The following is a 25,567-nucleotide window of genomic DNA, read 5'->3' on the forward strand; positions in this document are numbered from 1 at the left end:
CCTGCGTCCTTAGCGGCTGCGTATGTCATCAATAGGCTCCTTGATTCCACACAATCCGCCGAAACCTCTTGATTCTTGATTGTTAGTAGAGTTTACTAACTCCTATGGAAGCCCTTCGTGACCGCCCCCGCACCCATCGAACAGGCACCCATCGAACAGGCGCAGATCGAACAGGCGCAGCGACCCTGCCTTCGGACGGGCGCGCCCACAACCTCTCCTTGGTGCGCCAGACACTCCACTCGGCAGGGGCGATGAGCCGCGCGGATCTGTCCCGGACCCTAGGCCTGACCCGCGTCACGGTATCGGACCTCGTCTCGGACCTTCTGGAACGCGGCCACGTGGTGGAGCTGGGCCAATCGGATGAAGTCCGCCCCGGCAAACCAGCCATCCTGGTAGACATCAACCGCCAAGGCCTCCAGGTAATCGGCATGGATTTGGCCGAAAATTCCGTGCTGCGCGCCGCCGTCCTGGACCTTGACGGCAACATTCTCGAACGGGTCGAGCGCACCCTCTCCGAGGAAACCGGACAGGACGTGGTCAACGAGGTCCTCGCGCTGGCATCCGAGGCAAAAGAACGAGCCACCGCCACGCTGCTCGGGATCGGCGTCGGGACCCCTGGCATCGTCAACGCGGACGGCGTGGTCACCACGGCGCCCAACTTCGAATGGAAGGACGTCGCGCTACGCGATCTTCTCCAGGAGCACACTGGCTTGCCGACCCTCGTTTCCAACGACGCCGACGCCGCAGTCCACGCGGACTACACGTTCGGCGGCGGCAGTGACGACATGGTCCTCGTGAAAATCGGCCGCGGTGTCGGTTCAGGACTCATTGTGGGCGGCAGGCGTGCCCGGGGCGCCCACTCCGCGGCGGGTGAAATCGGCCACGTCACGGTCGGCACCGACGGCGGCACCACGTGCAAGTGCGGTAAGACGGGCTGCCTCGAAACCTGGATGTCCGTCCCCAGCCTCGAACGGGCCCTGACCGAAGCGGCGGCGAGCTCCGAACCGGAGGCGGCGGCCGACGTCGTACTCCGGGAAGCAGGCGAGCGGCTCGCCATCGCCCTCGCGCCCGTGGTTGGCGCCCTCGATTTGGGCGAAGTGGTCCTCAGCGGACCCCGGGGGCTTTTGGAAGGCCCCCTTCTCAACGCCGTCCAGCAGACCCTGCTTGAGCGGCTATTGCACCAGGACCCTTCACCGGTGTCCGTCCGTCTCGCGGCAGACGCGCAGGACATTGTCCTGCGCGGAGCCGCCGTGATGGTCCTGTGGAACCAGCTTGGTGTGGCCTGAGTGCCGCGCCTGCGCCGTTTCCAGCCCTGACTACCCAGCTATGCACCCTCCGAAGGAGCCGGACATGGACACGATTCAGTCCCCCGTTACTCAGTCCTTTGCCACCGGGCCCGCCCGCACCCACCGCCGCCGCCTCGCGGCAGGCACCCTCATGCCCGGATTCACCGGCATCGCCGTCCCCGTCTGGATCCTGGACGCGTACGACGCCGGGCTGGCGGCTGTGTGCCTCTACGGCACCAATGTGGCGTCCCCCGTCCAGTTGCGCGAGCTCTGCGCCGGACTTCGGGCGCATTCCCCGAACACGCTCATCGCCGTCGATGAAGAGGGCGGCGACGTCACAAGGCTGCACTACCTCACGGGATCAACGCAGCCCGGCAACGCGGTACTCGGGCGATTGGACGACGTCGAACTGACGGCCGCCAGCGCCAGCGCCATCGGCCACGAACTCGCAGGCTTGGGCATCAACTTGAATCTGGCCCCCGATGCGGACGTCAATTCCGCTCCGGACAATCCCGTGATCGGCGTGCGCAGCTTCGGGGCCGAACCGGATTTGGTGGCCCGGCATACCGCCGCCTGGATCCGCGGCCTCGAAGACGCCGGTGTGGCATCCTGCGCCAAGCACTTCCCGGGCCACGGCGACACCACCACGGACTCCCACTTGGCGCTCCCCCGTGTCACGGCCGACGCCGCCACGCTGGATGCGCGCGAACTGGTCCCGTTCCGTGCGCTCGTCGCGGCCCGCGGAGCCACGGTCATGACGAGCCACATCCTGGTCGAGGCCTTGGACCCGGACCGCCCGGCAACGTTCTCCTCGCGCATCCTGCAGGACCTGCTGCGCCGTGACATGGGATTCGACGGCGTGATCATCACGGATGCCCTCGACATGGCCGGCGCGTCCGCCCAGACCGGCGTTCCGGAAGCAGCCGTCCGGGCACTCATGGCCGGGGCAGACCTGCTGTGCCTTGGTTCTGAAACTGGACCGGCCCTCTTCGAACAGACGCTCACCGCCATCGCCGATGCCGTTGAAGAGGGGCGCTTGCCCATGGAACGCCTCGCTGACGCTGTTTCCCGCACGGCGGCACTGTCCTCGCGTTTCCCCGCTGCGGGCGCCGCGGAAATCCAGGAGGCCGCCATCAGGGGCCAGCTGGGGTTGCAGCCAGGCCAGTCGCAGGCTGCCGGTGTTCCTGCCGACCCGAAGGCCCTCGACGGCGAGCGCATCGCCGAGGCCTTCGAGGTGTCCGAAGCTGCCGAAAGGTGGCTTGCACGGGAGGAACCCGTGGCGATCGTGCAAGTTGAAACCGGGTCAAATTTCGCCGTCGGCCGTGTGCCGTGGGGCCCCGCTGCCACGACTTCGGCGGTGGTCCGCGAAGGCGAGGTACCCGACGGCGCGCGGGTCGCCGTCGTCGGGCGCGGACTGGATGCCGACCACCCGCTGTGGACCGTGTTTGCCCGATTGAGGGCGGAGGGGCACGCGGTGATCGCCGTCGAGTGCGGCTGGCCGCGCGGCGGGGCGGACATCGTCACCTATGGTGCATCCCTCACCGTCTCCGAGGCCCTGACGGCGCTCCTGAACGGCCCCGGCAAGGGCTGAATCAGCCGTTTAGCTCCTGAACACCACCCATCGACAGAAAGTTGCCATGGAAGTCATTGTCACGCCCACCCCGGAATCGGCCGCTTCGGCCGCCGCCCACGCCGTTCTCTCAGGACTTCCTTCGGGCAGGGGACCAGTGCTGGGCTTGGCCACCGGTTCGTCGCCGCTGGGGCTGTACGCGGAGCTGGCGGCTGCAGCTGCGGCGGGCCGCGTGGATTTTTCGGCCGCCAAGGGATTCGCGTTGGACGAATACGTAGGCCTTCCGGCGGAGCACCCACAGTCATACCGCCAGGTCCTGATTCGTGAGGTCTGCGATGTCATCGGGCTTCCCTTGGCTGGGCTGAATGTCCCTGACGGTACCGGCGCCACCCAGGCCGAGCTCGAAGCGGGAGCGGCCGCCTACGACGCCGCCATCCTTGCCGCCGGCGGCGTCGACGTGCAGATCCTCGGCATCGGCGCCAACGGCCATGTGGGCTTCAACGAGCCCGGGTCCTCCCTGTCCTCCCGGACCCGGCTGAAGCGGCTGACGGCCCGCACGAGGCGGGACAACGCCCGGTTCTTCGACCACGACGGCGATGTCCCGACTCACTGCATCACCCAAGGATTGGGGACCGTGCTGGATGCGCGCCGGCTGGTGCTCATCGCCACCGGTGCCGCGAAGGCCGCCGCGATCGCTGCAGCCGTCGAGGGCCCACTGACGGCGTCGTGCCCGGGTTCGATCCTGCAATGGCATGCCGACGCTGTGGTGGTTCTCGACGAGGCGGCAGCGGCCGGATTGGCGAACCGCGAATACTACGACGACGCCGCGCGCGGCCTGGCTTTGACCCCCTAGAAAGGCCCGGGCCGCTTTGTGCGGCGGCTGCGAGTGGCATCATTCCGCCGTCCCTTCAAGAGGGCTAGGGTGGACTTATGAACGTGGATGAGACAGAACTTCCAGGCCTCGGGGTCCGCAAGGATTTCATCACGGCCTCGGGACGCCGGATCGGTGTTGTCGAGATGCGGGAAGGCGAGACCGAGCTTTTCGTCTCCACATGGGACGATCCCGATACCTGCCAGGCATCCATCCCGTTGACCGCAGACGAAGCCGCCGCCCTGGGCAACCTCCTGGGTGGGCAGCACATCGCCATGCGCCTGGCCGAAGCCCACAAGGAAATCCCCGGCATTGTCACGCGGCAGTTCTCCATCACCGCGGACTCCCCTTTCAACAACCAGCCCATGGGCAAAGCCCAGATCCGCACCCGCAGTGGTGTCTCGATCGTGGCGATCATGCGCGAAGGCGAAGTGGTTCCCTCACCGGCTCCCGACGTCGTCCTTCACACGGGTGATCTGCTGGTGGCTGTCGGTACGCAGGAAGGTCTTGACTCTGCGGCTGCCATTCTGCGCAACGGCTGACGTTCATGGACCCCCTGGCCCTGACCCTCATTGAGCTGGGGGCAGTCGTTTTCTGTCTCGGCCTCCTGGCTCGCTTGGCCGGCAGGATCGGCATGTCCCCCATTCCGCTCTATCTGGTGGGGGGACTGGCGTTCGGGGCGGGTGGACTGATCAAGCTCGATGGCATGCACGAGTTCGCCCATCTTTCCGGCGAAATCGGCGTCATCCTGCTCCTGTTGATGCTTGGCTTGGAATATACGGCCGCGGAACTCGTCACCGGACTGAGGCGCTCGTGGCAAGCCGGCGTGTTGGACCTGCTGTTGAACTTCCTTCCAGGTGCGGGCATCGCCGTGTGGCTCGGCTGGGGACTTGTGGGCGCGATCGTCATGGGCGGTGTCACGTATATTTCTTCCTCCGGCATCGCCGCGAAGGTGATCACGGACCTAGGCCGGATCGGTAACCGTGAAACGCCAGTGGTGCTGGCCATCTTGGTGTTCGAAGACCTCACCATGGCCATCTACCTTCCGATCCTTACGGCGATCCTCGCAGGCGTGGGCTTCCTGGGCGGGCTCCAGACGGTGGGTATTGCATTGGCCGTCGTCACCCTGGTGCTGGTGGTGGCCCTCAAACATGGCCATCGGGTATCCCAGGCCGTGCACAGCGAAAACTCTGAAGTCTTCCTGCTCAATCTCCTCGGAGCCGCACTTTTAGTGGCCGGCATCGCGTCCGCCCTCCAGGTCTCCGCGGCCGTGGGCGCGTTCATGCTGGGCATTGCCATTTCAGGGGCAACCGCCCACAACGCGACGCGGATCCTTGAACCGCTGCGGGATCTCTTCGCAGCTATCTTCTTCGTAGCCTTCGGCCTCAACACGGACCCGTCCAGCATCCCGCCAGTCCTGGGCTGGGCACTGCTCCTGGCTTTCGCGACCGCCGTTACCAAGGTGCTGACCGGATTCTGGGCGGCAAAGCGGGCAGGGATCGGTATTCCTGGCCGTTTCCGCGCGGGAGCCGCACTGATCGCCCGCGGTGAGTTCTCCATTGTCATTGCAGGCCTGGCCGTGACCTCGGGAGCCGTCCCGCGCGAGCTTGCCGCCCTCGCCACCGCGTATGTGCTGCTCATGGCCATCACAGGTCCGCTCGCAGCCCGCTTCGTGGAGCCGACGGTCAAGGCCTTCCGCAAGTCCTCGCGCAAACCGAAGGCATCCGAGCCCATTGCGTCCCTCGAGGCGTGAGATCCGTTGGCCCCGTCTCCGACGCTCGCTCACTTTTAGGGTGTTTCCTGCCGACGCTCGCTCACATGATCTGAGCGAGCGTTTGGGTTTTGGGGCTCACAAGTGAGCGAGCGTCTGGGGAGAGCTCACCTCTCGACGCAAGCCGGAAGGGGCTAGACCGACGTCCGGTGGAAGTTCAGGTGGCTGCGGCTCGCTGTGGGGCCGCGCTGGCCTTGGTAACGGCTGCCGTAACCGCCGGAACCATAGGGATGCTCAGCGGCAGAGGATAGCCGGAAGAAGCACAACTGGCCGATCTTCATCCCAGGCCACAGCTTGATGGGCAGCGTGGCAACATTGGACAGTTCCAACGTCACGTGGCCCGAGAACCCGGGATCAATGAAGCCGGCCGTGGAGTGCGTCAGCAAGCCGAGGCGCCCCAGCGAAGACTTTCCTTCAAGCCGTGCGGCGACGTCGTCAGGCAGGCTCACGGTCTCGTATGTTGAACCGAGCACGAACTCGCCCGGGTGCAGAATGAAGGGTTCGTCGCCCTCGACCTCAACCAGGCGGGTCAGCTCAGGCTGTTCTTCGGAGGGGTCGATGTGCGCGTATTTGTGGTTGTCGAACAGCCGGAAGAAGCGGTCAATCCTCACATCCACCGAGGACGGCTGAACCATCGCGGGGTCGTAGGGCTCCAAGACAATACGTCGGGAGTCGATTTCGGCACGTATGTCGCGGTCAGAGATCAGCACAGGATCAAAAGTACCGTATGCGCCGAGTACCCCGTGGTGCAGGAGTGGAGCATGGGACTATAGTGCACCACATAGACTGCCGTTACCGCTGTTTTGCTTGGGAACGGTGGTACAACGCGAATCCGGGGACACATTGAGACGAATTACGGTGCCCGTTGCCGTATTGGTGGCGTGCCTTCTGACGGTGATGGCCCCTGCCTCCGGACCGGTGACTGCCCCGGCCTCGCTCGCTGGAATTGCCGCCGCGGCCGCGCCTTCCAGCTCAAGCACCACCGCAGGTACTGAAAGTACGACGACGGCGTCCGCACCGCCGTCGGGATCCGGTCTTCCGCAGGCCGCACCTGCGCCGGGGTCACCAACGGCCGCCGCGCCCACCACCGCAGCACAAGCAGCGGCAGCCCCAGCCGCCCCTGCGGGCGCGGGAACCGCGTCAACCGTCGACGCGGCGACCTCGCCCGCGCAGGCAAGCCCCGCCGTCGCTCCCGGCAACGGCACGTCGCCCAAGGCAGTCGACGGCCCGCCCCCGCTCCCCTCGATCCCGCCGGCATCCGGCCCGGACCCGCTCCCCGGACGCCCGGCAGGGGATGTCCCGCAGTCGGATCCGGCTCCAGCCCAGGCGAAGTCCTCCCCCGCAGCCGTCCCGCTGGTTTCACCGCATGCATTGGTCAACGACGACAATTCCGCCCAGGTGCTCGCCGTTTTCAATGCCATCAACGTCTACAGGACTTCGCTCGGCTTGAATCCGGTGAAGTACAACCCCACGGTGTCCACTCTTTCGCAGGATTGGTCCAACAACATCGCCAGCCGCCAGGTGATTGAACACCGCAGCAACTTCTGGACCGATCCCAGGGCCTTGAACCCCAACAACGGTGCAGGCGAGATCATCGCGGTCCGCTGGGATCGGAATGCCGCCCAGCTTGTCGAATGGTGGAAAAGCTCGCCCGCCCACGATGCGCTGCTGCGGGACCCCCGTTTCAACGTAATAGGCGTCGGAATCACCTTCACGGACGGCAACTACCAGACCACCCCCAACAGCTACACGATGTGGGGCGTGGTCAATCTCTTCGGCTATACGACCCTCCCCGCGGGCACCGTCAACAGCCCTGGGGCCGGCACGGCTCCACCCCAGCTTCCTGCGCCGACCGTCTGTGACCCCATCGCCAAGCAACAGCCGCCCACGCTGGATCTCAGCGCGGCATCCATCCGCAGCACCGGTGACCTCGTCGCCGTCGACCCTTCGGGCAATCTGAGGGACTACCCGGCCCTCGGCAACGGTACGTTCGGTCCCGCCCGGACGGTTGGCTCCGGTTTTGCCGGGGCGAAAGAAGTGATGACCACGGATTGGGACCGCGACGGCGTGATCGACGTCCTGGTCCAAATGCTGGATGGCAGGCTCCTGCTCTACCCCGGCGTAGTGGGCGGAGGATTCAAAGCACCAGTGACGTTGGGCGGATCGGGCTGGCAGTCGATGACCATGGCCGTAGGCACCTGGTGTGGAAACAACAGGCTCCCGCAGATCCTCGCCACCGATTCCACCGGCGCGCTCTACCTGTACCGGAACCTGGGGCTCACCGCCTTGGTCGGTCGGACGCAAGTGGGCTCGGGCGTCAGTGCGATCCGCCTAAGCATGGTGGACTACGACGCCGACGGCTTCCAGGACCTGCTGGCCGTGGAAGCAAACGGGAACCTGCGCCTCTACCGCGGTTCGGGGCTCACCACGCCGAAGTCAGAAGCACGGCTGGTGGTGGGAACCGGATGGACGGACTACTCCGGATTGCGCTCGCTCAAGGGCGTCACGGGCCTCAACTCCACTGGAGTCGCAGGCCTGCTAAGCAACGGAACGATCGAATATTGGGACCTGACTGGCGGCCGCCTCACGACGCCGAGCACTCCGGTCACCGGTTTGGGCGGACTCAAGCTGGCGCAGTAGCTGGGCCCACGCCGCCAGGGTTCCCTGGGCGAGCGGAGCGAGGCGAGGGACGCGGTGCTGGGCCCACGCCGCCAGGGTTCCCTGGGCGAGCGGAGCGAGGCGAGGGACGCGGTGCTGGGCCCACGCCGCCAGGGTGGTTCCCTGGGCGAGCGGAGCGAGGCGAGGGAGGCGGTGGGGACTACGCGTCCGGCGTTTGCTCCTCGATGACCGATTTGAGCTGTTCCAGCTGGACCACTTCACCTTCCATGGTCTTCTGGATCATGCTGTTCATGAGTTTCTGCAAGCCCTTGGGGTGGTACTCCAGGGCGAACCGCAGGCGGGTATTGGGGCCCTCGGTGCTGAGGTAATAGCCCCCGGTAGGGCGCGCAGGACCGGCGACGACGGCGAAACGCACTTCAGCGCCGGGCCTGGCTTCAGTGATTTGGAAGTCAGCCGCGATCGGCCGCCCGCCCGGCCCTGCCAAAGTCTGCTGGTAGACCGCCCCTTTTTCGCCAGCGTGCCCGGAGCGGAGGGAAATGCTGCGGATTCCGCTGCGCCACAGGGGATTGTTCAGGCCGTCCACCAGGAATTGGTAAACGGTCATGGCGTCGCGACCAATGAGTACTTCATGCTCTGCAAATGCCACGGAATCCTCTTTCGGCGTACGGCTCATAGACATAGCCGGGTTCCCCATGACACAGCAGCTAACTGCTACAGAATAGTCAGGCGTGGCGCAGCGCAACACACCCACGTCGAGCCTTAACCGAATCTTTACGAGCTCCGCAGGGAAATTGATGAGACCGTGATACCGGCGGGTCTATGTCCGGGGCACAGCGCCATCTGCGCTAAGCTGGGATCTGCTCCGGCTGATTTGCGGAGTAATGCGGGCGTAGCTCAATGGTAGAGCGCTAGCTTCCCAAGCTCGATACGCGGGTTCGATTCCCGTCGCCCGCTCCATTTTCTTGCCGATTGGCCCACTTTCCCGGGACCGAACAGCCGCCGGCCGGTCGCCTGGATACAAGGCGCCCAACCCCCTAGGTGTATCGTCAGGAGCTAGGAGCCATTTCGGCTCTGCTCTAGGGAGCGATCATGGCTGACAAATCACCTCGCCAAGCTGCATCGAAAAAATCCGGCAAATCCATCAAAGAAAAGCGCGCGGATAAGAGGGCTTCAGAGTCCTCCGCAGCAACGGTGGCCAAGCCGGCAACCGGCAACAAAAAGTGAGCGGCCATATAGGCGCCATGACCCTCGGCATCCTGTCGTCATCACGGAAGCCGGACGAGCGTCGGCTGCCCGTCCATCCCCTCCACTTGGAGCGCATTGCTCCGGAACTCCGGCAACACATCCGGCTGGAGCGCGGCTACGGCGAGCGTTTCGGCTTCTCGGACAGCCAACTTGAGCCCCTCGTAGGTGGCATGGCAAGCCGTGAAGAACTGATCTCCGATTCGGATGTCATTCTCCTGCCCAAACCGCAGCCGGAAGACCTAGCGGATCTTCGCGACGGTCAGGTCCTCTGGGGTTGGCCGCACTGCGTCCAGGACAGGGCCATCACCCAGCTAGCCATCGACAAGAAGCTGACCCTGATCGCATTCGAGGCGATGAACCATTGGGCCAGCGACGGCGGCTTCGGGCTTCATGTTTTCCATAAGAACAACGAACTTGCGGGCTACTGCTCCGTCATCCATGCCCTTGCCCTGACGGGCTCGACGGGCGACTACGGGAGGCGGCTGAGCGCCGTCGTGATTGGTTTCGGGGCCACAGCGCGTGGCGCGGTCACGGCCCTGAACGCCCACGGCATCCACGACGTCCAGGTGCTGACCAACCGCGGTGTTGCGGCGGTCGGCTCCCCCATCCATTCGGTGCGCATAGTGCAGTTCGACCACGACCAGAATGCCCCTTTCCTGAGCGAGGTCATCACCGATCGTGGGCGCCTGCCACTGGCGCCGTTCCTTGCCGCGAGCGACATCGTGGTCAACTGCACGCTGCAGGACCCGAACTCGCCGCTGACATACCTGCGGACCGAGGATCTGGATGCGTTCCAGCCGGGCAGCTTGATTGTTGACGTCTCCTGCGACGAAGGCATGGGCTTCAGTTGGGCGCGGACCACGACGTTCGCCGAGCCCATGTTCACGGTGGGCGACCACATCAACTACTACGCCGTGGACCACAGCCCGTCCTACCTGTGGAATTCGTCCAGCTGGGAGATCAGCGAAGCGCTCCTGCCGTTCCTCGAGACGGTCATTTCGGGCCCGGAAGCCTGGGACGCCAACGAGACGATCTCCCGCGCCATCGAGATCCGGGACGGAATCATCCGCAACCCGGACGTGCTGCAGTTCCAAGGGCGCGCAGCGGACTATCCACACCTTGCGGCGTAGGTCGACTCGTAGCCTAGGAACGCGGCCAGCCGGGCGCCTTGTGGGCGCCCGGCTCAGCCCACCAGCGGCGCTACGCCGACTGCGGGACGATCCGCACCATCCGGCGTCGGTCCCTGACGTTCACTTTCAGTCGCAACTCAGACTTCCGGGCGAGCACGACGGCGACCGTCGCCGCTGCGAGCGCCGGCACCCCGCCTGACACCAAGAGCGCTGCGTGCGGGTTAAGGTGCTCGGCAAGCCAGCCCATCATGGGTCCACCGATGGCTTGGCCACCGATGAGCACCATGATGTAGAGGCTCATGACGCGGCCGCGGATGCTCATGTTGGCGCTGACCTGGACCAGCTGGTTGGCGGCGGTCAGGAACATGAGGCACCAGAACCCGGAGAGAACCATGGCGGCGGCGAGCCACACCATGGACGGCGCCAATGCTGCCAGGCACAGCATCAAGCCGTACATTCCGGCGCTCACCACCACTGAGCGCAGACGCAATTGGCGGCGGCGGGCCGAAGTGATTGCTCCGGCAAGCGCGCCAAGGGCAACCATGGCGTTGAGCAAGCCGTAGCCGCCGGCACCCGCATGGTAGATGTGGTCTGCGAAGGCGGCGAGGAGCACAGGCAGGCTCATCGCAAAGACCGCTATAAAGCCGGCCATGAGCCACGGCCAATAGATGGTGGGCTTGCTGAGGGCGTATCGCAGGCCTTCCTGCAGCATTCCCTTGCGTTTTGGCACGGGCGTGCTGACATAAAGTTCATTCTTGCGGAGCATCAAGAGCATGGTGACAGTGGAGCAGCAGGCCACCGCGTTCGCCGCGAAGGCCCAACCCGCGCCGACCGCGGTCAGCAGCACGCCAGCCAGGGCGGGACCAATCAGGCCGCCCAGCTGGAACGTGGTGGAGTTGACGCTGATGGCGTTGCGCAGGTATTTCGGTCCCACGAGTTCGTTGACGAAGACCTGCCGGGCGGGCTGGTCAAGGACCGTCACAAGGCCCAGGACAAACGCGATCACGTAAACGTGCCACACCTCGATGCGTTGGCTCAGCGCCAATACGGCAAGGATGGCCGCGAGGCAGGCCGCGACACTTTGGCACAGGATCAGGATGCGTCGCTTAGGGAAGCGGTCCGCCATCATGCCGCCCCAGGGGCCCAGGAACAGCGACGGCGTGAATTGCAATGCCACGGTTATTCCGACGGCGGTGACGGAGCCGGAGAGCTCGAGTACCAACCAGTCCTGGGCAATCCTCTGCATCCAGAGTGCGATGACGGCCACGAAGTGGCCCATGGCGAAGATCCTGAAGTTCGGTACTTTGAGGGAAATGAAGGTGTGCCGCCAGGGCAGCCGTTCGCTGACGACGGCGATTGGCTGAGTGACCGTGTCAGGGTCGGCATCATGCGAAATTCGGCTGATTGCGGCGAGTGAATCGATGGTTGGTTGGCTGACGTTTGCCGCTGAGGGCGGTGGGGGTGCCAAAAGTAGTCCTTGGATAGGCGTTTCGCTGGGATGTCTTTAACGCTAGGGTTGGCCGCGGTGATTATGGAAGTGAATTGGCCGTATAACTAGCATTGCGAAATGCAATACACTGCCGTGTGCAGTGGTGAACGTACCTATTCAAGGAGTCCCCGTGTTCGAACCCGTGCAGCTGCGGTCCTTCCTGGCCGTGGCCGAGACGTTGAGTTTCACAAAGGCAGCCGAGCGCCTCGGCCTGGCCCAGCCCACGGTCAGCCAGCACGTGAGAAAGCTGGAGACGGCGGCCAAACGGGCGCTCGTAGCGCGCGACACCCGGGATGTTCGGCTCACTGACAACGGGGACGCCATGGCAGGCTTTGCCCGCAACATCCTCTCCGCGCACGATTCCGCAGCCAGGTACTTTTCCGGCTCCGCCATGCGCGGCCGATTGCGATTCGGAACCGCAGACGACCTCGCCATTACGGGCTTGCCTCGGATCCTGCGCGAGTTCCGGCAGCTATATCCCCAGATCAACCTGGAACTCACCGTCAGCCAGAGTGACCAGCTCTACAAACGCGTCAACGCGGGCCAGCTGGATCTCGTGTTCGTGAAGTGGGTGGGTGAGGCGAAGGACGGCACCGTAGTCCGGCACGACAAGTTTGCCTGGGTAGGCGTCGAACAGACGGTGCTTGACCCGGCCAGCCCCGTGCCATTGATCTGCTATCCGGCCCCGAGCGTCAGCCGGAAACTGGCCATCGACGCGCTGGAAGCCATGGGCCGGACGTGGCGGGTCACCTGCTCGACCAAGCAGATCGCGGGCGTCCTGGCAGCGGTGCGCGCAGGCATCGGCGTCGCCGTGATGCCGTCGTCGCTGGTTCCCGAGGACCTCACGGTGATCACCAAACGCTTCGACCTCCCGCCCGTGGGTGACGTCGACTTCACCCTGATCCGCAATCCTTTGGCGAACGCCGAAGTAGTGGATGCACTGACGCAGGCGATCATCGGCAGAACGCTCAACAAGCAGGCGTAGCTAGCGCCTGTGCGGCTAGGAGGACGGTCCGGACGATCGCCTTCCGGCGCCGCTCCGCCCTGATTGACCCCTTGCTGCCGGCCATGAGGCCATCCAGCTCGGGCAGTACCGGCCAGGCGTCACACAGCGCAATGATGGTGAGCATCAGATCGGCCGCGTCTTCCCTTGACGTACCCGGAATGGCCCGGATGACACCGTCAACCTTGTTGCTGCAGTTCGCGGCCCGGTCCGGGCGGTTCACCACATATTCACCCCGCTCCAAACCCTCCCAAAACAGCAGCCTCGGCAGGGTGGCATCTTGGTGGTGATGGTCGAACAGGCGTCCGGCATAGTCGGCCAGAGCTTCGGGACCCGTGCCCTCGATGCGGACTTCGTCCACCACCTTGCTGAGCTGGGACGCGATCACGGCGTCGAAGAGAAGGTCCTTCTTGCCGAAGTACTGATAGATGCGTTCCTTGTTGACTCCGGCCGCTGAGGCGATGCGGTCCACCCTGGCGCCGGCGAGTCCGAATTGGCAAAACTCGGCGGTCGCCGCCTCTAGGAGGAGTCGCTTGGTCCGCTCGGTATCCCATGCCATGCGTCCATCTTAACAGATTCCAACCAAGTAGTTGCAGTTTTTGAAAGCGGGGTCTAGTCTGATCTCACGCCGAAAGCAACCAATTAGTTGGAGAACGTCATGAGCACCCAAATCCCCCTTGCGGCACCCGCGGACGACGCAGCGGTTGCGCCGGTTTCCGGACCCTCCGCTCACGCTGTGCACGCGCCTTCCGTGCACATGCCTTCCGTGCACATGCGTGCGGCGATCACCTGGCTGGCCATCTTCCCCCTCGTGGCGATCGGCATGACGATCCTCGCTCCGCTCACGGAGTCATGGCATCCCGCGCTGCGCGCCCTCGTCCTGACTCTCGTTGTGGTTCCTACCGCCGTCTACCTGGTTGTCCCCAAGCTGCTCGCTGGCTACGGCTCCCTGAAGAGGCGGCAAGCACGGAAGGCCACTGCCAAGGCCTAGCCTGTGTCAGGCATCACCCGGCGATCGGGTGGCCACGCGCTAAACTTGTCACGTTATGAACCGCACAATGTTTAAGTCCAAGATCCACCGCGCCACGGTGACCCATGCCGACCTGCACTATGTAGGTTCAGTGACGGTCGACCTTGATCTGCTGGATGCTGCGGATATCCTCCCCGGCGAGCTCGTCTCCATTGTTGACGTGACTAATGGCGCGCGCCTGGAGACTTACACCATTGCCGGCGAACGCGGCTCCGGCGTCATTGGCATCAACGGTGCCGCGGCGCACTTGGTGCACGTGGGCGACGTCGTCATCCTCATCACCTACGCGGAGATGACCACCGAAGAGGCCAAGGCCTACCAGCCCAAGGTTGTCCATGTGGACAGGGCCAACAAGATCGTCCAGCTCGGCAGCGATCCCGCCGAAGGCATCACTCCGGGCATCATGCGCCCGCCGCACGCCCTCAACAACGCCCAGCTGAACTAGGCTCCCCGTCCTCGCGGGGAACCTCCCTTACGCGGTCCACATGGCGGAACATGCCGCCGTCGAGCCTTACAGCCGAATAAAGCTGATTTAGGCTGAGACTGTGAACCCACGCCGCCCCGCGCCCATCCCCCTCCGGATGCCGTAGTGCTGGGCGTCCTTTCCGGGTTCTTCGTGGTGTGGGCCATCATTCTGGTGGGCATGTTCGTCGGTAAGCGCGGGATCCTGGGGGACAACGCGCGTTCGGTCCTCAGCGGCCTGACTTTCTTCGTCGCGAGCCCTGCGCTTCTCTTTGAAACCCTGGGCAAGGCCCATCTTCACGACATCTTCGCCGCTCCCCTGCTGGTCACGGCGGTAGGCGCCGTCGCCACGGGCAGCTTGTTCTTCATCATCGTGAAGTTCTGGCTCAAACGCTCCCTGCCCGAATCGCTCATGTCCTCCATGAGCGCTTCCTTGGCCAACTCAGCGAACCTCGGCATCCCTATCGCGGTGTTCGTCCTGGGCGACGCAAGCTACGTGGCTCCGCTGCTGATCTTCCAACTAGCGTTCTTCACGCCCATGTACCTGATGGCGCTCGACGCCAGCACCAGCAGCCACCGCACCACTCCCCTGCGGTTCGTCTTGATGATCGTCCGGAACCCGATGATCGTGGGATCGGCCCTCGGGTTGGTGGTGGCTGGAACGGGCTGGCAAGCGCCCTCGCTCATCATGGACCCGATCCATTTGATCGGCGGAGCGGCCATTCCTGCGATGCTGATGGCGTTCGGGATGAGCCTGAACGGCTCCCGGCCCCTGCAAAAGGACACGGGCCGCCGGACGGACGCGCTCCTGGCCAGCGGCTTCAAGCTCTTTGTCCATCCCACGATGGCGTACTTGTTCGCCCGCTTCGCGCTGGGCCTGGAGGCGCACGCGTTGTTCGCCGTGGTGGTCACGGCGGCCCTGCCCACTGCGCAGAACGTGTTCGTGGCCGCGAGCCGCTACAACACGGGAATCACCGTGGCCAAGGACACGGTCCTGATCACCACGGTGGTGGCCGTCCCGGCAATGATCGCCGTGGCCCTGCTGCTCACCTAGCCCAACTGACTAGCATTTGTTGTCGTTTTGGGCGCCGAAAACGACATTAAGTGCGAGTCAGTTGGGTCATCGCCTACTCTTCGTCCACCGACTCCAGGTAACTGTCCAGGAGTTGCGCGCAGCGGATGAAGCCCAAGTGCGAATACGCCTGCGGGTGGTTTCCCAAGTGGGTCTCCGTGCCCGGGTCGAATTCCTCGGGAAGGAGCCCGGTGGGACCGAATAGCGCCACGAGCTGGTTGAACAACTCCAGCGCGTCGTCCAGCCGGCCCACGGCCAGGTACGCCTCAATCAGCCAGGTGGTGCAGATGTGGAACCCGCCCTCCAAACCCGGGAGGCCGTCGTCGTACCTGTACCGGAACACGGTGGGACCCACCCGCAGTTCCCGCTCGACGGCGGTGACGGTGTCCAGGAAGCGCTGGTCGCGGACGTCCAGCAGGCCCGAGAGTCCGATATGCAGCACGGCCGCGTCCAGGTCCGGGCTGTCGTAGGCCACGGTGTAAGAGCGTGCGGAATCATCCCAGCCCTCGCGGAGGACTTCTGCGCGGATGATGTTGGCCGTTTCCTCCCACTCGGCCCCGATCGGGCGCCGGAACCGGACGGCCGTCTGCATGGCCCGGTCCAGGGTCACCCAGCACATCACCTTGGTGTAGATGTGGTGCCGTGGCGCCCGCCGGGCTTCCCAGATGCCATGGTCGGGTTCGTGCCAGCGGGCCAGCACAGCCGAGGCCATCTGCTCCATGAGTTTCCAGTGGGCGTCCGGCAATGTGCCGCGGCGCTTGCTGAGGGCCTGGATGAGCCCGGCGATCGGTCCGAAGACGTCCAGCTGCACTTGGTGGTCGGCGGCGTTCCCGATCCGCACGGGCCGCGAGCCGGCGTAACCAGGCAGGCTCTCGATAATGGCCTCCGTGGACAGCGGGGAGCCGGTCACGGAGTACAGGGGGTGCAGCCATTCCGGCCCGGGCGCGTTCTCCAGGATGCGGCCCAGCCAGCGGAGGAAGCCGTCTGCCTCCCCGGTGGAACCCAGATCCACGAGCGCATTGACCGTCATGGAACCGTCGCGGAGCCAGCAGTAGCGGTAGTCCCAGTTGCGGGTGCCGCCGATCCCTTCCGGCAGCGACGTGGTTGGCGCCGCGAGGACAGCCCCGGTCGGCTCGTGCACCAGCGCCTTCAGGACCAGTGCTGAGCGCCGCACCAACGACGGTTTCATGTCGGGCAGTTCCAGCCCACGGACCCACTGCCGGGATTGGTGCGCGACGGCGGCCCGCCGGGCGAGCTCTCCGGCGGGATCCGGCGTCGTCGGCTCAGTGTCTCCGCACCTCAGGTTCATGACTACGGGACCGTACCCGAGGCTGACTTCCGCGGTGGCGGTGCCGTGCTTGCCGTCGCTGGTGACCGTGAAGGACACGCCGGGAGCGAAGAGAATGATGGGATCGGAAGTGCCCACGACGTGCAACTCCTCGCCGCGGATTTCCATGTTGAACGGGGCGTTGGCATAGTCCGGCCGCGGTGCGAAAACAATCCGTGCGCTGCCGGTTCCGGACAGGACACGGACCAGGCTGGTGATGCCGTCCGGTGCGGGCTCAAGATAGTCAGTGACCGTGACGTCCGCCCAGCGCGTCTCCACGATCATGGTGTTGTCCACATAGCGCTGGCCCAGCACCTTCGACGTCTTGACGGGTTCCACGCTGAAGTGGCCGGCCGGGTCTCCACCAAGGATGTGGGCGAACAACGAGCCGGAATCCGGGAGGGGATGGCTCATCCAGCAGATCTTGGCTTCCGGGGTGAGCAACGCCGTCGAGGTTCCGTTACCGATCATCGAATGCCGCTCCAGCCCCACCGCGTCCTCGCCGAACAGCCACGCACGGCGCAGTTCGAACAGGATGGCGAGCACTTTGGCGAAGGATTCCGGATCCGGCAAGCGGTGGCGCGCCGTGGATTCTCCATCTCCAACGTGCAGGCCAAGATCCGGGCCCCGCAAGGTGGCGATCGCGAGCTCATCGCTGTCCGCGTCGCCGGCAAACAGGGCCGCGCTGGCCCCCAACTGTGTTCGCAGATGCTCCAGCGCGGCGTCTTTGGAGGGCTCCACGATGGACAGGTCCAGTACGGATCCGTCCACAATGAAAAACAAGCCCAATTCACGGGCGATCTGGTGCGCCTCGCGCGTCACGCGGGCAACGACGGCAGGCGTGGCCGGTCTGGTATGGATCGCTACTGCTACTGGCTTGCGCTCGATGCTTACGCCCTTCTCGAAACCGATGGATTCGTTGAGGGCGTTGGCTGCCTGCTGAAGGACGGCTTCTGTGGCCATCGAGATGCTGTACGCGTACGTCATGTCGAACTCGGCGCCGTGCGAACCTACCAGATGGACTTCCGCCGGCAGCCTTGACACCGCGGCAAGGTCCCGCAGCGACCTGCCGGAGATGACGGCCGTGTGCGTATTCGGCAGGGCTGCCAGTGCCCGGAGCGCGACGGCGGCACTCCCCAAGGGGAGAGTCTCAGTGGATACGCCTTCCGCAGTGCAGAGGGTTCCACCGTAGTTGCAGGCCACCAGGAGCCCCGGAGTGCGGGCCAGCATCCTCAGTTCTGCGAGCAGCTCCGGCGTGATTCCATCGTGGGCGGCCTCGGATTGGACGACAGTCCGCAGGAGCCCCAGCGGAAGCGATTTTGTCAGCAGTGCCGAATCGGCCACGGACAAATTGAGCGGAGTAGCCATGGGGACGATCCTTCCGGGGTGGATTCGTCCAGTTTCCGCCCGGGGAGTTTCGCCCCCGTGACCCGCGTATTGCCGGGGTGTAACGAGTTTGCTTGGTCACCTTTGGGCGGTGCAGTTTCCCTGCTACACCCGGGTCAGGCCCACGGCTTCCGCCACCAGCTCCACGGAACGCAGGCGCTGCTCCGTGCCCGTGCTTTGGTGGGCAACGATCAGTTCGTCGGCATCGGCGTGGCGGGCAAACTCGTCGAGGTAATCGCGGACCACTTCCGGCGTACCCACCGCCGAGTACTTCACCATTTGTGCAATGTGCTGGCCTTGGGCTGAGTCGAGGATGAGGTCCGCTTCGGCGTCGGTGAATTCGCGTCCGCCGCCCAGGAAACGGGAGACGCGGTCCCGCTTGACCTCGAGGAAGAGCTTCTGGGCTTCGGCCGCCGAATCCGCGGCCACCACGTTAACGCCCGCGATCACGTAAGGCTCCTGGAGCTGCTCGGAAGGTTTGAACTCGCGGCGGTAGACGGCGACCGCGTCCTGCAGCGCGTTGGGTGCGAAGTGTGAGGCGAAGGCGTAGGGCAGGCCGAGCTGAGCAGCCAGATGCGCCCCGAACAGGGAGGAACCGAGGATGTAGAGCGGCACGTCGGTACCCTTGCCCGGCGTCGCTTCGACCCCTTGGATCCGCGTGGGGCCGGTGAGGTAGCCCTGCAACTCCAGGACATCCTGCGGGAAAGTGTCCGCAGCCATGGGATCGCGGCGGAGTGCACGCATGGTGTTCTGGTCGCTGCCGGGCGCCCGCCCTAGGCCGAGGTCGATGCGGCCCGGGTGCAGTGTCTCAAGGGTGCCGAACTGCTCAGCGATGGTGAGCGGCGAGTGGTTGGGCAGCATGACCCCGCCGGCACCGAGCCGGATGGTGCTCGTGTTTGCCGCGATATGGGCAATCAGCACGCTCGTGGCCGAGGAAGCGATTGAGCCCATGTTGTGGTGCTCGGCGTACCAGATCCGGCGGTAGCCGAGCCGTTCGGCCAGTTGCGCCATGGCGACGCTCCCGGCGAAGCTCTCCGCCGCCGTCTGGCCTTTGCCAATGATTGCCAGGTCGAGGATGGAGAGGGCAACAGTCACGTTGGTGCCGGCCTTTCGAAGGTGGTTTCGTTCAGGGGCCGGTTTCCCGGCCACTCTTGCGACAACGACGGCGGCGCCCGGGTTATTTCTCCCGCTTGCGTGGGTTCCGTCTCAGCTCGTGAAGATGCCTTTGCCGGTCTCCAGGTCGATGGGCAGGGAAGAGTGCTCGTGGGAGATCTTCCAGGCGTCGTCCTTCTTCTCAAGGCAAATGGTGAAGCGGTTGGTCATCGCCCGCAGCCGTTCGCCATCGGCCGAGATCCCGGCAAAAGTCACGGCCGCATGCCCGAAAGCCACGTCCGCCCCCGCGACGGACTGCACATCGTTGAACTCGACCTGAACGCGCTCGTCGCCGAGCGAAGAGAACCATTCGCCCGCCATCGACCGCCACGCCTCGATTCCCGTGTATTGCCATTGCCCCCAGGAGTCGTAGATGTGGACATTGTCGTCGTAGAGCGCCGTGAATGCGTCGACGTCCTTCGCGTGGACAGCAGCTGCGTAGGAATCCAGCGCCTGCGTAACCGGGGTCTGCTCGTTGCTCACGAAAAATCTCCTCAAGTGTCGGCGGTTGTGTGGGAAGCCTACACCGCGGCTGTTATGTGACCCTTCGGGACCTCGAATGAACCCCCGTTAACCCTTGTATCCCAGCGTTTCAGAGCGCTTTGACCGGTTCCGGGCGCTGCCGGATAGTTGCAGCAACGCACTCAATCCATCACTTTCGAAGGGGATTCCATGGCTATTTCACGCCTCAAGACGGGCACCGCACTGGCACTCGCCGTGACCGCAACTCTCGGTCTCGCCGCGTGCTCGGACCCGGGCGCCTCGGCCGCGTCAGCGCCGTCGTCGTCCGCTGGCTCTTCGGCCGCCAAGACCTTCAACCTGTCGCCGGAACAGAACCGCTTCCCCGTGACGGTTTCACCGGAGGCAGCCGCGCTGGTACCGGCGTCCGTCAAGGCGGACGGCAAGCTGACCGTCGCCGTGAGCCCGTACTCCGCACCGCTGGCCGTCTACGCCACGGACAACAAAACGCCGGTGGGCAACGAGGTGGACATCGCCGTCGCGCTGGCAGAATCGCTGGGACTCAAGGCGGATATTGTCCCGACGGCGTGGGCCGACTGGCCGTTGGGCGTGGAATCAGGCAAGTACGAGGCCGTCATCTCGAACGTCACCGTGACGGAAGAGCGCAAGCTCAAGTTCGATTTCGCCAGCTATCGCGAGGACAAACTGGGCTTCTATGCCAAGAGCGACAGCCCCATCACCAAGGTGGACTCCGCTCCGGATGTGGCGGGGAAGCGGATCATTGTGGGCTCGGGCACCAACCAGGAAGCCATCCTGTTGCGCTGGGACGCCGAGAACAAGAAGAACGGCTTGAAGCCGGTTGAGTTCCAGTATTACGACGACGACTCGGCCTCTACGCTCGCGCTGCAGTCCGGCCGTGCGGACCTGACGTTCGGGCCGAACGCGACCGCGTCCTACAAGTCGCAGACCGATGGTAAGACCAAGAACGTGGGCCTGGTTGACGGCGGGTGGCCGCTCAAGGCGAGCATCGCGGTGACCACCAAGAAGGGCAACGGTCTCGCTGCGGCAGCCCAGGCGGGGCTGAACGCGCTCATCAAGGACGGCACGTACGGCAAGATCCTGGACCGCTGGGGACTCACCGCGGAAGGCATCCAGAAGTCGGAACTGAACCCGCCGGGCTTGCCGAAGAGCTAGCGCCAGCCTAGCGTCGATTGCTCCGTAACTGTCGTTTAGAGCCTTCAAAACGACAGTTACGGAGCAATCGATGTTTAAGGGGTTAGCTTACAAGTAGCCGCGATCCGGACAAGCGAAAGGGAATTCCATGGGCCAGCGCCTAGCCATCCTCGACGACTACCAAGCGGTCGCCTACGACTATGCGCCGTGGGCCGAGCTCGCTGACGACGGCGTCGATGTCACCGTTTTCACGGAGCCGTTGGCGGACGCGGCGGCCGCGCTCCGCGGCTTCGACATCATCATGGCCATGCGGGAACGGACCGCTTTCGACGCCGAACTCCTCCGGCAACTGCCGAGGCTGAAGCTCCTGGTCACCACCGGGATGGCCAACGCAGCCATCGACCTGCGCGCGGCCGAGGAGCAGGGCATCACGATTTGCGGACGGGCGGCTCACCCGCCGCAGCGCCCGAGCTGACGTGGGCCCTGCTTCTGGCCTTCGCACGCAAAGTGCCGTTCGAGGACCGCCGGCTACGCGCCGGTGGCTGGCAGAGCACCGTCGGTTTCGAACTGTCAGGAAAGACCCTCGGGGTGCTGGGACTCGGCAACATCGGGAGCAAGATCGCTGGCTACGGCAAGGCGTTCGGCATGGACGTGATTGCATGGAGTCCTAACCTCACCGAAGAGACTGCCGCCGCGGCGGGCGCCCGAAAGGTGAGTAAGGAAGCCCTGTTCCGGGAGGCCGACGTCGTCTCCGTGCACCTGCGGTTATCGGAACGGTCCCGGGGGCTCGTCGGGGAGGAAGAACTAAGGCTTCTTGGTCCCGAAAGCGTCCTGGTGAACACAGCCCGCGGTCCGATCGTGGACGAAGAGGCGCTCCTCCGCGGCCTGAACGAGGGGTGGCTCGGCGGAGCGGCCCTGGACGTGTTCGACGTCGAGCCCCTCCCCGCGGACCACCCTCTGCTCACGGCTCCGCGAACCGTGCTGACGCCGCATCTGGGTTACGTCACGTCGCAAAGCTACGCCCGCTTCTATGGCGAGGCCTTCGAGGACGTCCGTGCGTGGGTGCGGGGGAATCCGGTGCGGGTGCTCACTCCTTGATGCATCGATTGCTCCACAACGGTTGTTTTCGACGTTCAAAACGGCAGTTATGGAGCACTCGATGGGGTTGAATGGTCGGGTGCCCGCCGAATTCTCGCTCCGTCCCGCCCAGCCTACTGATGCCGCCTGGATCGCGGAACTGCGCGCCGTCGTCATGCAACCCGATCTGGAGCGGCTTGGCCGTTGGGATCCGATTCGCGTCAGGGAGCGGTTCTTGAATGCGTTCCAACCTGAACACACCTTCGTCATTGCCGTGGAAGGGCACGCTGCCGGTGTCATCGCTGTTCGCCCAGAGCCGGATGCACAGTGGATCGAACACTTCTACCTCGCTCCGGAGTTCCAGGGGCAAGGACTTGGAGCCGGTGTGCTTCGTCGGATCTTGGGCGAGTCCAAGGACCACCGACCGTTCCGGCTCAACGTACTCCAGGGCAGCCCGGCCCGACGCCTCTACGAACGCCACGGCTTTGTTATGGAAACCGAGGATCCGGTGGACGTGTTCATGGTCGCGGGCTGACTGAACCTGTCAGTCGTGCAGGACCACCTGATAGAGGTTGTGGTCTTGCCATTTTCCGGCAATCTGCAGGTATCGCGGTGCCATACCAAAGTGCTGGAACCCGGCCTTTAGCAGCACCCGCTGCGAGGCAGCGTTGTGGAGAAGTGTGCTTGCCTCGATGCGGTGCAGTCCGAGTTCGTCACGGGCCATTTCGACTATTGCTTGGACCGCGGCGGACGCCAGGCCGCGGCCCGCATAATCGCAATCCACCCAGTAACCGAGCCCCGCGCTCTGGAAAGGCCCGCGGACGACTCCTGCCACGTTGAATCGGCCGACGAGTCTATCGCCGTCGAACAGGCCGAGCGGATGCCCTTCCCCGGCTTCATGCGCGACGAGGCGGTTGGCAATGTCAGCGGCCTGCCAATCTTCAGTGAAGTACTCCTCGGGCCGTACCGGCTCCCAGGGTGAAAGGTGGGCGCGGTTGCGTACATATGCGGCCGCAAGCGCCGCCGCATCACTGACGCGCAGGACGCGCATGCTGACGCTCTCACTAAGTTGGCGCGGTTCAATCATCGGTCAACACTAGACCAGTCGCCCATGCGCCCTCGCGCGGTGCCTCGCCCGGTTCCACTCGTCCGCCAGGAGGTACGAGATGGCCGCCTCAACGCAGAGCCTGTCGTGCACTGTTAACCGATCCGCGTCCCACTCAGTGACATCGCGGCGCTCCGGGCGCGTTCCAAGCGCGCGCAGAAGCCGGCTGGCACTTGAACTGGCAATTCGTTGATCGGGAACCAACGGACGTCCTCGCTTTCATCACTCACGGAGATCTCCGCATCCGGGTCTGCGGCCGCGGCGAACCCCACATCCCAATGGGCGGTACATGAGAATCCCGCGTGCAGATCGTGTCGGTCAAGATCCACGATCGCGGGGGAACACAGGACAAGGTCGCTAATTCCGGACTCCTCGCGGGCCTCCCTCTGTGCAGCTTCCGCCACCGACGCGTCCTTCGACTCGACGTGACCGCCGAACTGCACCCAGAACTGCCCCTTGCGATGGAAACACAGGAGAACATGATCGAATTCAGGCGAAAACACGAAGCAGGACCCGGTGACATGCTCCAGTCCGCCATCTCGACGCAATGCGGCGTCCCCCGCTACGTCCAGGAACTGCAGATACGCGTCCCGCGATTCCGATTCAGGAAGTTCCCTGAAGCTGGTGAGCAGATTTGCAAAGGGCATCCTGCCATCTTGCCGCACGGGGCGAAGAACAACTCAATGCCACGACGAGTGGTGTGATTCGTCGGATAAATGTCACCCTTGGTGCCCGTTAGCGGCCCTTCAGCGGGCACAGACCCGGCTCTCCGCGGTATCGTATGATCGCTATCATCGTCCTCAACTGGAGGTCACTGTGGCGGAAGATTACGTGGCGGGACAGAACCTCGATGTGGAACCTCGCGCGGGGGCACGCCGCCGAGATCTCGTGCACCGAACAGAATTCAGGCTCGTCATCGCTCTTCTGGCCCAGTACCTCTTGGGCATGGTCGTCAACCTCTTCGTCAAGATCCCTGATTCGCATCCTGGCGCCAAGCCGCCGGAATACTTCAGCGGGGTCGTCCAGAGCCTGGGTTGGGCCGTCACGGATGGTGGAGGCCTGTGGCTCACTCTGCACGCCGGGCTGGGCCTGCTTCTCGTCCTCGGCGCGCTGGCTGCCCTCCTCCTATCGATTGGCAGCCACGACCGTGCGGCCGTAACGACGACGGTGGTGGGATTCGTCTGCGTACTCGGATCCGGTTTCAATGGTGGCAGCTTCCTCAATTACGGTGAGGACTTCAGCTCGATGATCATGGCCTCGCTCTTCGCCATTGCCCTGGGCAGCTACGCCTTCGGCGTCTACCTGCTGGGTTGCCGCGAGCGGTAGCCCCTGGTCATCGCCGGTGACCAGACAACCGCCACGCCGAGTTTCGACGAAGAGATGTCCCGAGTGGGGAACCTCTTGTGGGACGTTTTGCGCGCGAGCGGGCGCTCAAAGTGGTTTACCACGAACGCTCAAAACGGTGGAGTAATCGTGCTCAAAATGGTAGCTTGGAAACGCTCACAATGTTTCGCCCTCAAACGCATCAGATCCAAAATGACCCCCCAGCTCCGGCGCCGTCCCCTGGAGATCCCCCGGCTACAACGCCACAGTAATGAGGAAGCGGATCTAGCCGATCCGTTACCGAAGAGCCCGTGACGGTGCGCCCGGTGAAGGATCCCCTTACGGACAAGGGTCAATTCCTCTGGTCACCGGGAGACATTCGTAATACGATTATCTGCATGGAACGCAAGATGCACGGACGGGAAGTCTCGGAGAGCGAGATCGATGGGTGGGTCGAGGAAGCCGAGGCCGGTTACGACCTTGAGGAGCTGAAGGCGCGGATGGGGCGCCCTGCCCGGGGCGCGGAGGCATCTCAGGTCATTCCGGTACGGCTGACTGTCGACGAGCTTGCAGCGGTGATGGCACGGGCCGAGCGCGAGCACCTCAACCGGTCCGAGGCGATCCGCGCCGCCCTGGCCGCTTGGTCACATGCGGCGTGAACGTCCGCCGCTCCGCACATAAGCACGGGATCAGCTCCGCTGACGGGATCGAGGCGGCGACCTGGCCGCTGGTATCAGTCCCCTTGGACGACGACGATCCGCGCAGGTTCCTCCGCCTCGGATTCGACACCCACGGCCGACTACTGGAACTCGTGGTGCTGGTCTGGGACGACGGTAGCGAAGAACTCATCCATGCGATGAAATGCCGTCCCCGATATCTCGGAATGCTCGGCTAGCGCGACGCTCTCGCCAGGGCATCGACACCGACTTCGAATGTGCACTCACCGATCGTCAACTGGCGCTATTGGGGGCTTTGGGGGATGCGGCTTCTAGGGAAATGCAAGATGAGCCAATCGGG

At 64.5% G+C, this 25,567-nt stretch carries 26 protein-coding genes, 1 tRNA gene and 1 pseudogene; 19 read left to right on the forward strand and 9 right to left on the reverse strand.

Annotation, left to right across the window (positions count from 1 at the left end; all coding sequences use genetic code 11):
* The first annotated feature begins 221 nt into the window (after positions 1-221).
* The 5 genes from NFJ07_RS14295 (at position 222) to NFJ07_RS14315 (ending at position 5,480) form a co-directional block, all read left to right on the forward strand.
* Positions 222-1,286 carry an ROK family transcriptional regulator gene (locus NFJ07_RS14295; protein WP_269995288.1) on the forward strand — a complete coding sequence of 355 codons (1,065 nt, stop codon included), beginning with the start codon at positions 222-224 and terminating at the stop codon, positions 1,284-1,286.
* Positions 1,287-1,350: 64 nt separating this feature from the next.
* On the forward strand, positions 1,351-2,877 hold the full coding sequence (locus tag NFJ07_RS14300) for a glycoside hydrolase family 3 protein (RefSeq protein WP_269995290.1): 1,527 nt from the start codon (positions 1,351-1,353) through the stop codon (positions 2,875-2,877).
* Between the two features lie 46 nt (positions 2,878-2,923).
* A complete protein-coding gene (locus tag NFJ07_RS14305) occupies positions 2,924-3,709 on the forward strand; it encodes a glucosamine-6-phosphate deaminase (protein WP_269995292.1) in 786 nt (261 codons plus the stop codon).
* Between the two features lie 77 nt (positions 3,710-3,786).
* Positions 3,787-4,269, forward strand: coding sequence for a cation:proton antiporter regulatory subunit (locus NFJ07_RS14310; RefSeq protein ID WP_059389838.1), 483 nt, complete (start codon positions 3,787-3,789; stop codon positions 4,267-4,269).
* Positions 4,270-4,274: 5 nt separating this feature from the next.
* Positions 4,275-5,480, forward strand: coding sequence for a cation:proton antiporter (locus NFJ07_RS14315; protein WP_269995295.1), 1,206 nt, complete (start codon positions 4,275-4,277; stop codon positions 5,478-5,480).
* Between the two features lie 152 nt (positions 5,481-5,632).
* Here the strand turns inward: NFJ07_RS14315 and dcd are convergent, their stop codons facing one another.
* On the reverse strand, positions 5,633-6,208 hold the full coding sequence (gene dcd / locus NFJ07_RS14320; RefSeq protein ID WP_269995297.1) for a dCTP deaminase: 576 nt from the start codon (positions 6,206-6,208) through the stop codon (positions 5,633-5,635).
* A gap of 148 nt (positions 6,209-6,356) precedes the next feature.
* Between dcd and NFJ07_RS14325 the strand changes: the two genes are divergently transcribed.
* Positions 6,357-8,138 (forward strand): CAP domain-containing protein, encoded by a 1,782-nt coding sequence (locus NFJ07_RS14325; RefSeq protein ID WP_269995298.1) that lies wholly within the window; start codon positions 6,357-6,359, stop codon positions 8,136-8,138.
* 178 nt (positions 8,139-8,316) lie between these two features.
* On the opposite strand, the gene NFJ07_RS14330 is transcribed toward NFJ07_RS14325, so the two are convergent.
* Positions 8,317-8,763 carry an SRPBCC family protein gene (locus tag NFJ07_RS14330; protein WP_269995299.1) on the reverse strand — a complete coding sequence of 149 codons (447 nt, stop codon included), beginning with the start codon at positions 8,761-8,763 and terminating at the stop codon, positions 8,317-8,319.
* Positions 8,764-9,000: 237 nt separating this feature from the next.
* Between NFJ07_RS14330 and NFJ07_RS14335 the strand changes: the two genes are divergently transcribed.
* From NFJ07_RS14335 to NFJ07_RS14345, 3 genes are all read left to right on the forward strand, one after another.
* Positions 9,001-9,074, forward strand: a tRNA-Gly gene (locus tag NFJ07_RS14335).
* A gap of 132 nt (positions 9,075-9,206) precedes the next feature.
* Positions 9,207-9,341, forward strand: a complete 135-nt coding sequence (locus tag NFJ07_RS14340) for a hypothetical protein (RefSeq protein ID WP_269995300.1) — start codon at positions 9,207-9,209, stop codon at positions 9,339-9,341.
* 17 nt (positions 9,342-9,358) lie between these two features.
* The gene (locus tag NFJ07_RS14345) at positions 9,359-10,492 is read left to right on the forward strand and encodes a N(5)-(carboxyethyl)ornithine synthase (RefSeq protein WP_269995302.1); all 1,134 of its coding nucleotides are present in this window, start codon (positions 9,359-9,361) and stop codon (positions 10,490-10,492) included.
* A 70-nt stretch (positions 10,493-10,562) separates the two neighbouring features.
* On the opposite strand, the gene NFJ07_RS14350 is transcribed toward NFJ07_RS14345, so the two are convergent.
* Positions 10,563-11,960 (reverse strand): MFS transporter, encoded by a 1,398-nt coding sequence (locus tag NFJ07_RS14350; protein ID WP_269995303.1) that lies wholly within the window; start codon positions 11,958-11,960, stop codon positions 10,563-10,565.
* Positions 11,961-12,111: 151 nt separating this feature from the next.
* On the opposite strand from NFJ07_RS14350, the gene NFJ07_RS14355 reads away from it, so the two are divergent.
* Positions 12,112-12,966: a LysR substrate-binding domain-containing protein gene (locus NFJ07_RS14355; RefSeq protein ID WP_236813341.1), complete on the forward strand. Its 855-nt coding sequence runs from the start codon at positions 12,112-12,114 to the stop codon at positions 12,964-12,966.
* Here the strand turns inward: NFJ07_RS14355 and NFJ07_RS14360 are convergent.
* Positions 12,950-13,543 carry a TetR/AcrR family transcriptional regulator gene (locus tag NFJ07_RS14360; protein WP_269995305.1) on the reverse strand — a complete coding sequence of 198 codons (594 nt, stop codon included), beginning with the start codon at positions 13,541-13,543 and terminating at the stop codon, positions 12,950-12,952. The two genes, NFJ07_RS14355 and NFJ07_RS14360, sit on opposite strands and share 17 nt — an antisense overlap.
* 99 nt (positions 13,544-13,642) lie before the next feature.
* Here NFJ07_RS14360 and NFJ07_RS14365 point away from each other — a divergent pair, with 99 nt between their 5' ends.
* The 3 genes from NFJ07_RS14365 (at position 13,643) to NFJ07_RS14375 (ending at position 15,530) form a co-directional block, all read left to right on the forward strand.
* Positions 13,643-13,975 carry a hypothetical protein gene (locus NFJ07_RS14365; RefSeq protein ID WP_269995306.1) on the forward strand — a complete coding sequence of 111 codons (333 nt, stop codon included), beginning with the start codon at positions 13,643-13,645 and terminating at the stop codon, positions 13,973-13,975.
* Between the two features lie 55 nt (positions 13,976-14,030).
* Positions 14,031-14,459 carry an aspartate 1-decarboxylase gene (gene panD / locus NFJ07_RS14370; protein ID WP_172465683.1) on the forward strand — a complete coding sequence of 143 codons (429 nt, stop codon included), beginning with the start codon at positions 14,031-14,033 and terminating at the stop codon, positions 14,457-14,459.
* 144 nt (positions 14,460-14,603) lie between these two features.
* Complete coding sequence (locus NFJ07_RS14375) at positions 14,604-15,530, forward strand: AEC family transporter (RefSeq protein ID WP_269995310.1); 927 nt, start codon at positions 14,604-14,606, stop codon at positions 15,528-15,530.
* A gap of 73 nt (positions 15,531-15,603) precedes the next feature.
* Here NFJ07_RS14375 and NFJ07_RS14380 read toward each other — a convergent pair whose 3' ends face one another.
* The 3 genes from NFJ07_RS14380 to NFJ07_RS14390 all read right to left on the reverse strand — a co-directional run bounded on the left by NFJ07_RS14380 (position 15,604) and on the right by NFJ07_RS14390 (position 19,896).
* Positions 15,604-18,243, reverse strand: coding sequence for a trehalase-like domain-containing protein (locus NFJ07_RS14380; RefSeq protein ID WP_269995312.1), 2,640 nt, complete (start codon positions 18,241-18,243; stop codon positions 15,604-15,606).
* 123 nt (positions 18,244-18,366) lie between these two features.
* Positions 18,367-19,356 carry an LLM class flavin-dependent oxidoreductase gene (locus tag NFJ07_RS14385; RefSeq protein WP_269995314.1) on the reverse strand — a complete coding sequence of 330 codons (990 nt, stop codon included), beginning with the start codon at positions 19,354-19,356 and terminating at the stop codon, positions 18,367-18,369.
* Positions 19,357-19,467: 111 nt separating this feature from the next.
* Positions 19,468-19,896 (reverse strand): YybH family protein, encoded by a 429-nt coding sequence (locus tag NFJ07_RS14390; protein ID WP_269995316.1) that lies wholly within the window; start codon positions 19,894-19,896, stop codon positions 19,468-19,470.
* 189 nt (positions 19,897-20,085) lie between these two features.
* Here NFJ07_RS14390 and NFJ07_RS14395 point away from each other — a divergent pair, with 189 nt between their 5' ends.
* From NFJ07_RS14395 to NFJ07_RS14405, 3 genes and pseudogenes are all read left to right on the forward strand, one after another.
* Positions 20,086-21,066 carry an ABC transporter substrate-binding protein gene (locus NFJ07_RS14395; protein ID WP_269995318.1) on the forward strand — a complete coding sequence of 327 codons (981 nt, stop codon included), beginning with the start codon at positions 20,086-20,088 and terminating at the stop codon, positions 21,064-21,066.
* A gap of 127 nt (positions 21,067-21,193) precedes the next feature.
* Positions 21,194-22,143 (forward strand): annotated as a pseudogene (locus tag NFJ07_RS14400) (D-2-hydroxyacid dehydrogenase family protein).
* A 61-nt stretch (positions 22,144-22,204) separates the two neighbouring features.
* Positions 22,205-22,657: a GNAT family N-acetyltransferase gene (locus NFJ07_RS14405; protein WP_269995320.1), complete on the forward strand. Its 453-nt coding sequence runs from the start codon at positions 22,205-22,207 to the stop codon at positions 22,655-22,657.
* A gap of 9 nt (positions 22,658-22,666) precedes the next feature.
* On the opposite strand, the gene NFJ07_RS14410 is transcribed toward NFJ07_RS14405, so the two are convergent.
* Both NFJ07_RS14410 and NFJ07_RS14415 read right to left on the reverse strand, forming a co-directional pair.
* Positions 22,667-23,209: a GNAT family N-acetyltransferase gene (locus NFJ07_RS14410; RefSeq protein WP_269995321.1), complete on the reverse strand. Its 543-nt coding sequence runs from the start codon at positions 23,207-23,209 to the stop codon at positions 22,667-22,669.
* Positions 23,210-23,322: 113 nt separating this feature from the next.
* Positions 23,323-23,874, reverse strand: coding sequence for an NUDIX hydrolase (locus NFJ07_RS14415; RefSeq protein WP_269995322.1), 552 nt, complete (start codon positions 23,872-23,874; stop codon positions 23,323-23,325).
* A 169-nt stretch (positions 23,875-24,043) separates the two neighbouring features.
* On the opposite strand from NFJ07_RS14415, the gene NFJ07_RS14420 reads away from it, so the two are divergent.
* The 3 genes from NFJ07_RS14420 to NFJ07_RS14430 all read left to right on the forward strand — a co-directional run bounded on the left by NFJ07_RS14420 (position 24,044) and on the right by NFJ07_RS14430 (position 25,445).
* Positions 24,044-24,553, forward strand: coding sequence for a hypothetical protein (locus NFJ07_RS14420; RefSeq protein ID WP_269995324.1), 510 nt, complete (start codon positions 24,044-24,046; stop codon positions 24,551-24,553).
* Positions 24,554-24,948: 395 nt separating this feature from the next.
* Positions 24,949-25,209 carry a ribbon-helix-helix protein, CopG family gene (locus tag NFJ07_RS14425; protein WP_269995326.1) on the forward strand — a complete coding sequence of 87 codons (261 nt, stop codon included), beginning with the start codon at positions 24,949-24,951 and terminating at the stop codon, positions 25,207-25,209.
* Positions 25,206-25,445, forward strand: a complete 240-nt coding sequence (locus tag NFJ07_RS14430) for a hypothetical protein (RefSeq protein ID WP_269995328.1) — start codon at positions 25,206-25,208, stop codon at positions 25,443-25,445. Before NFJ07_RS14425 ends, NFJ07_RS14430 begins: the two co-directional genes overlap by 4 nt.
* The last annotated feature ends 122 nt before the right edge of the window (positions 25,446-25,567 follow it).

The organism is Arthrobacter sp. B2a2-09, from assembly GCF_027587375.1.
Classification (GTDB): domain Bacteria; phylum Actinomycetota; class Actinomycetes; order Actinomycetales; family Micrococcaceae; genus Arthrobacter.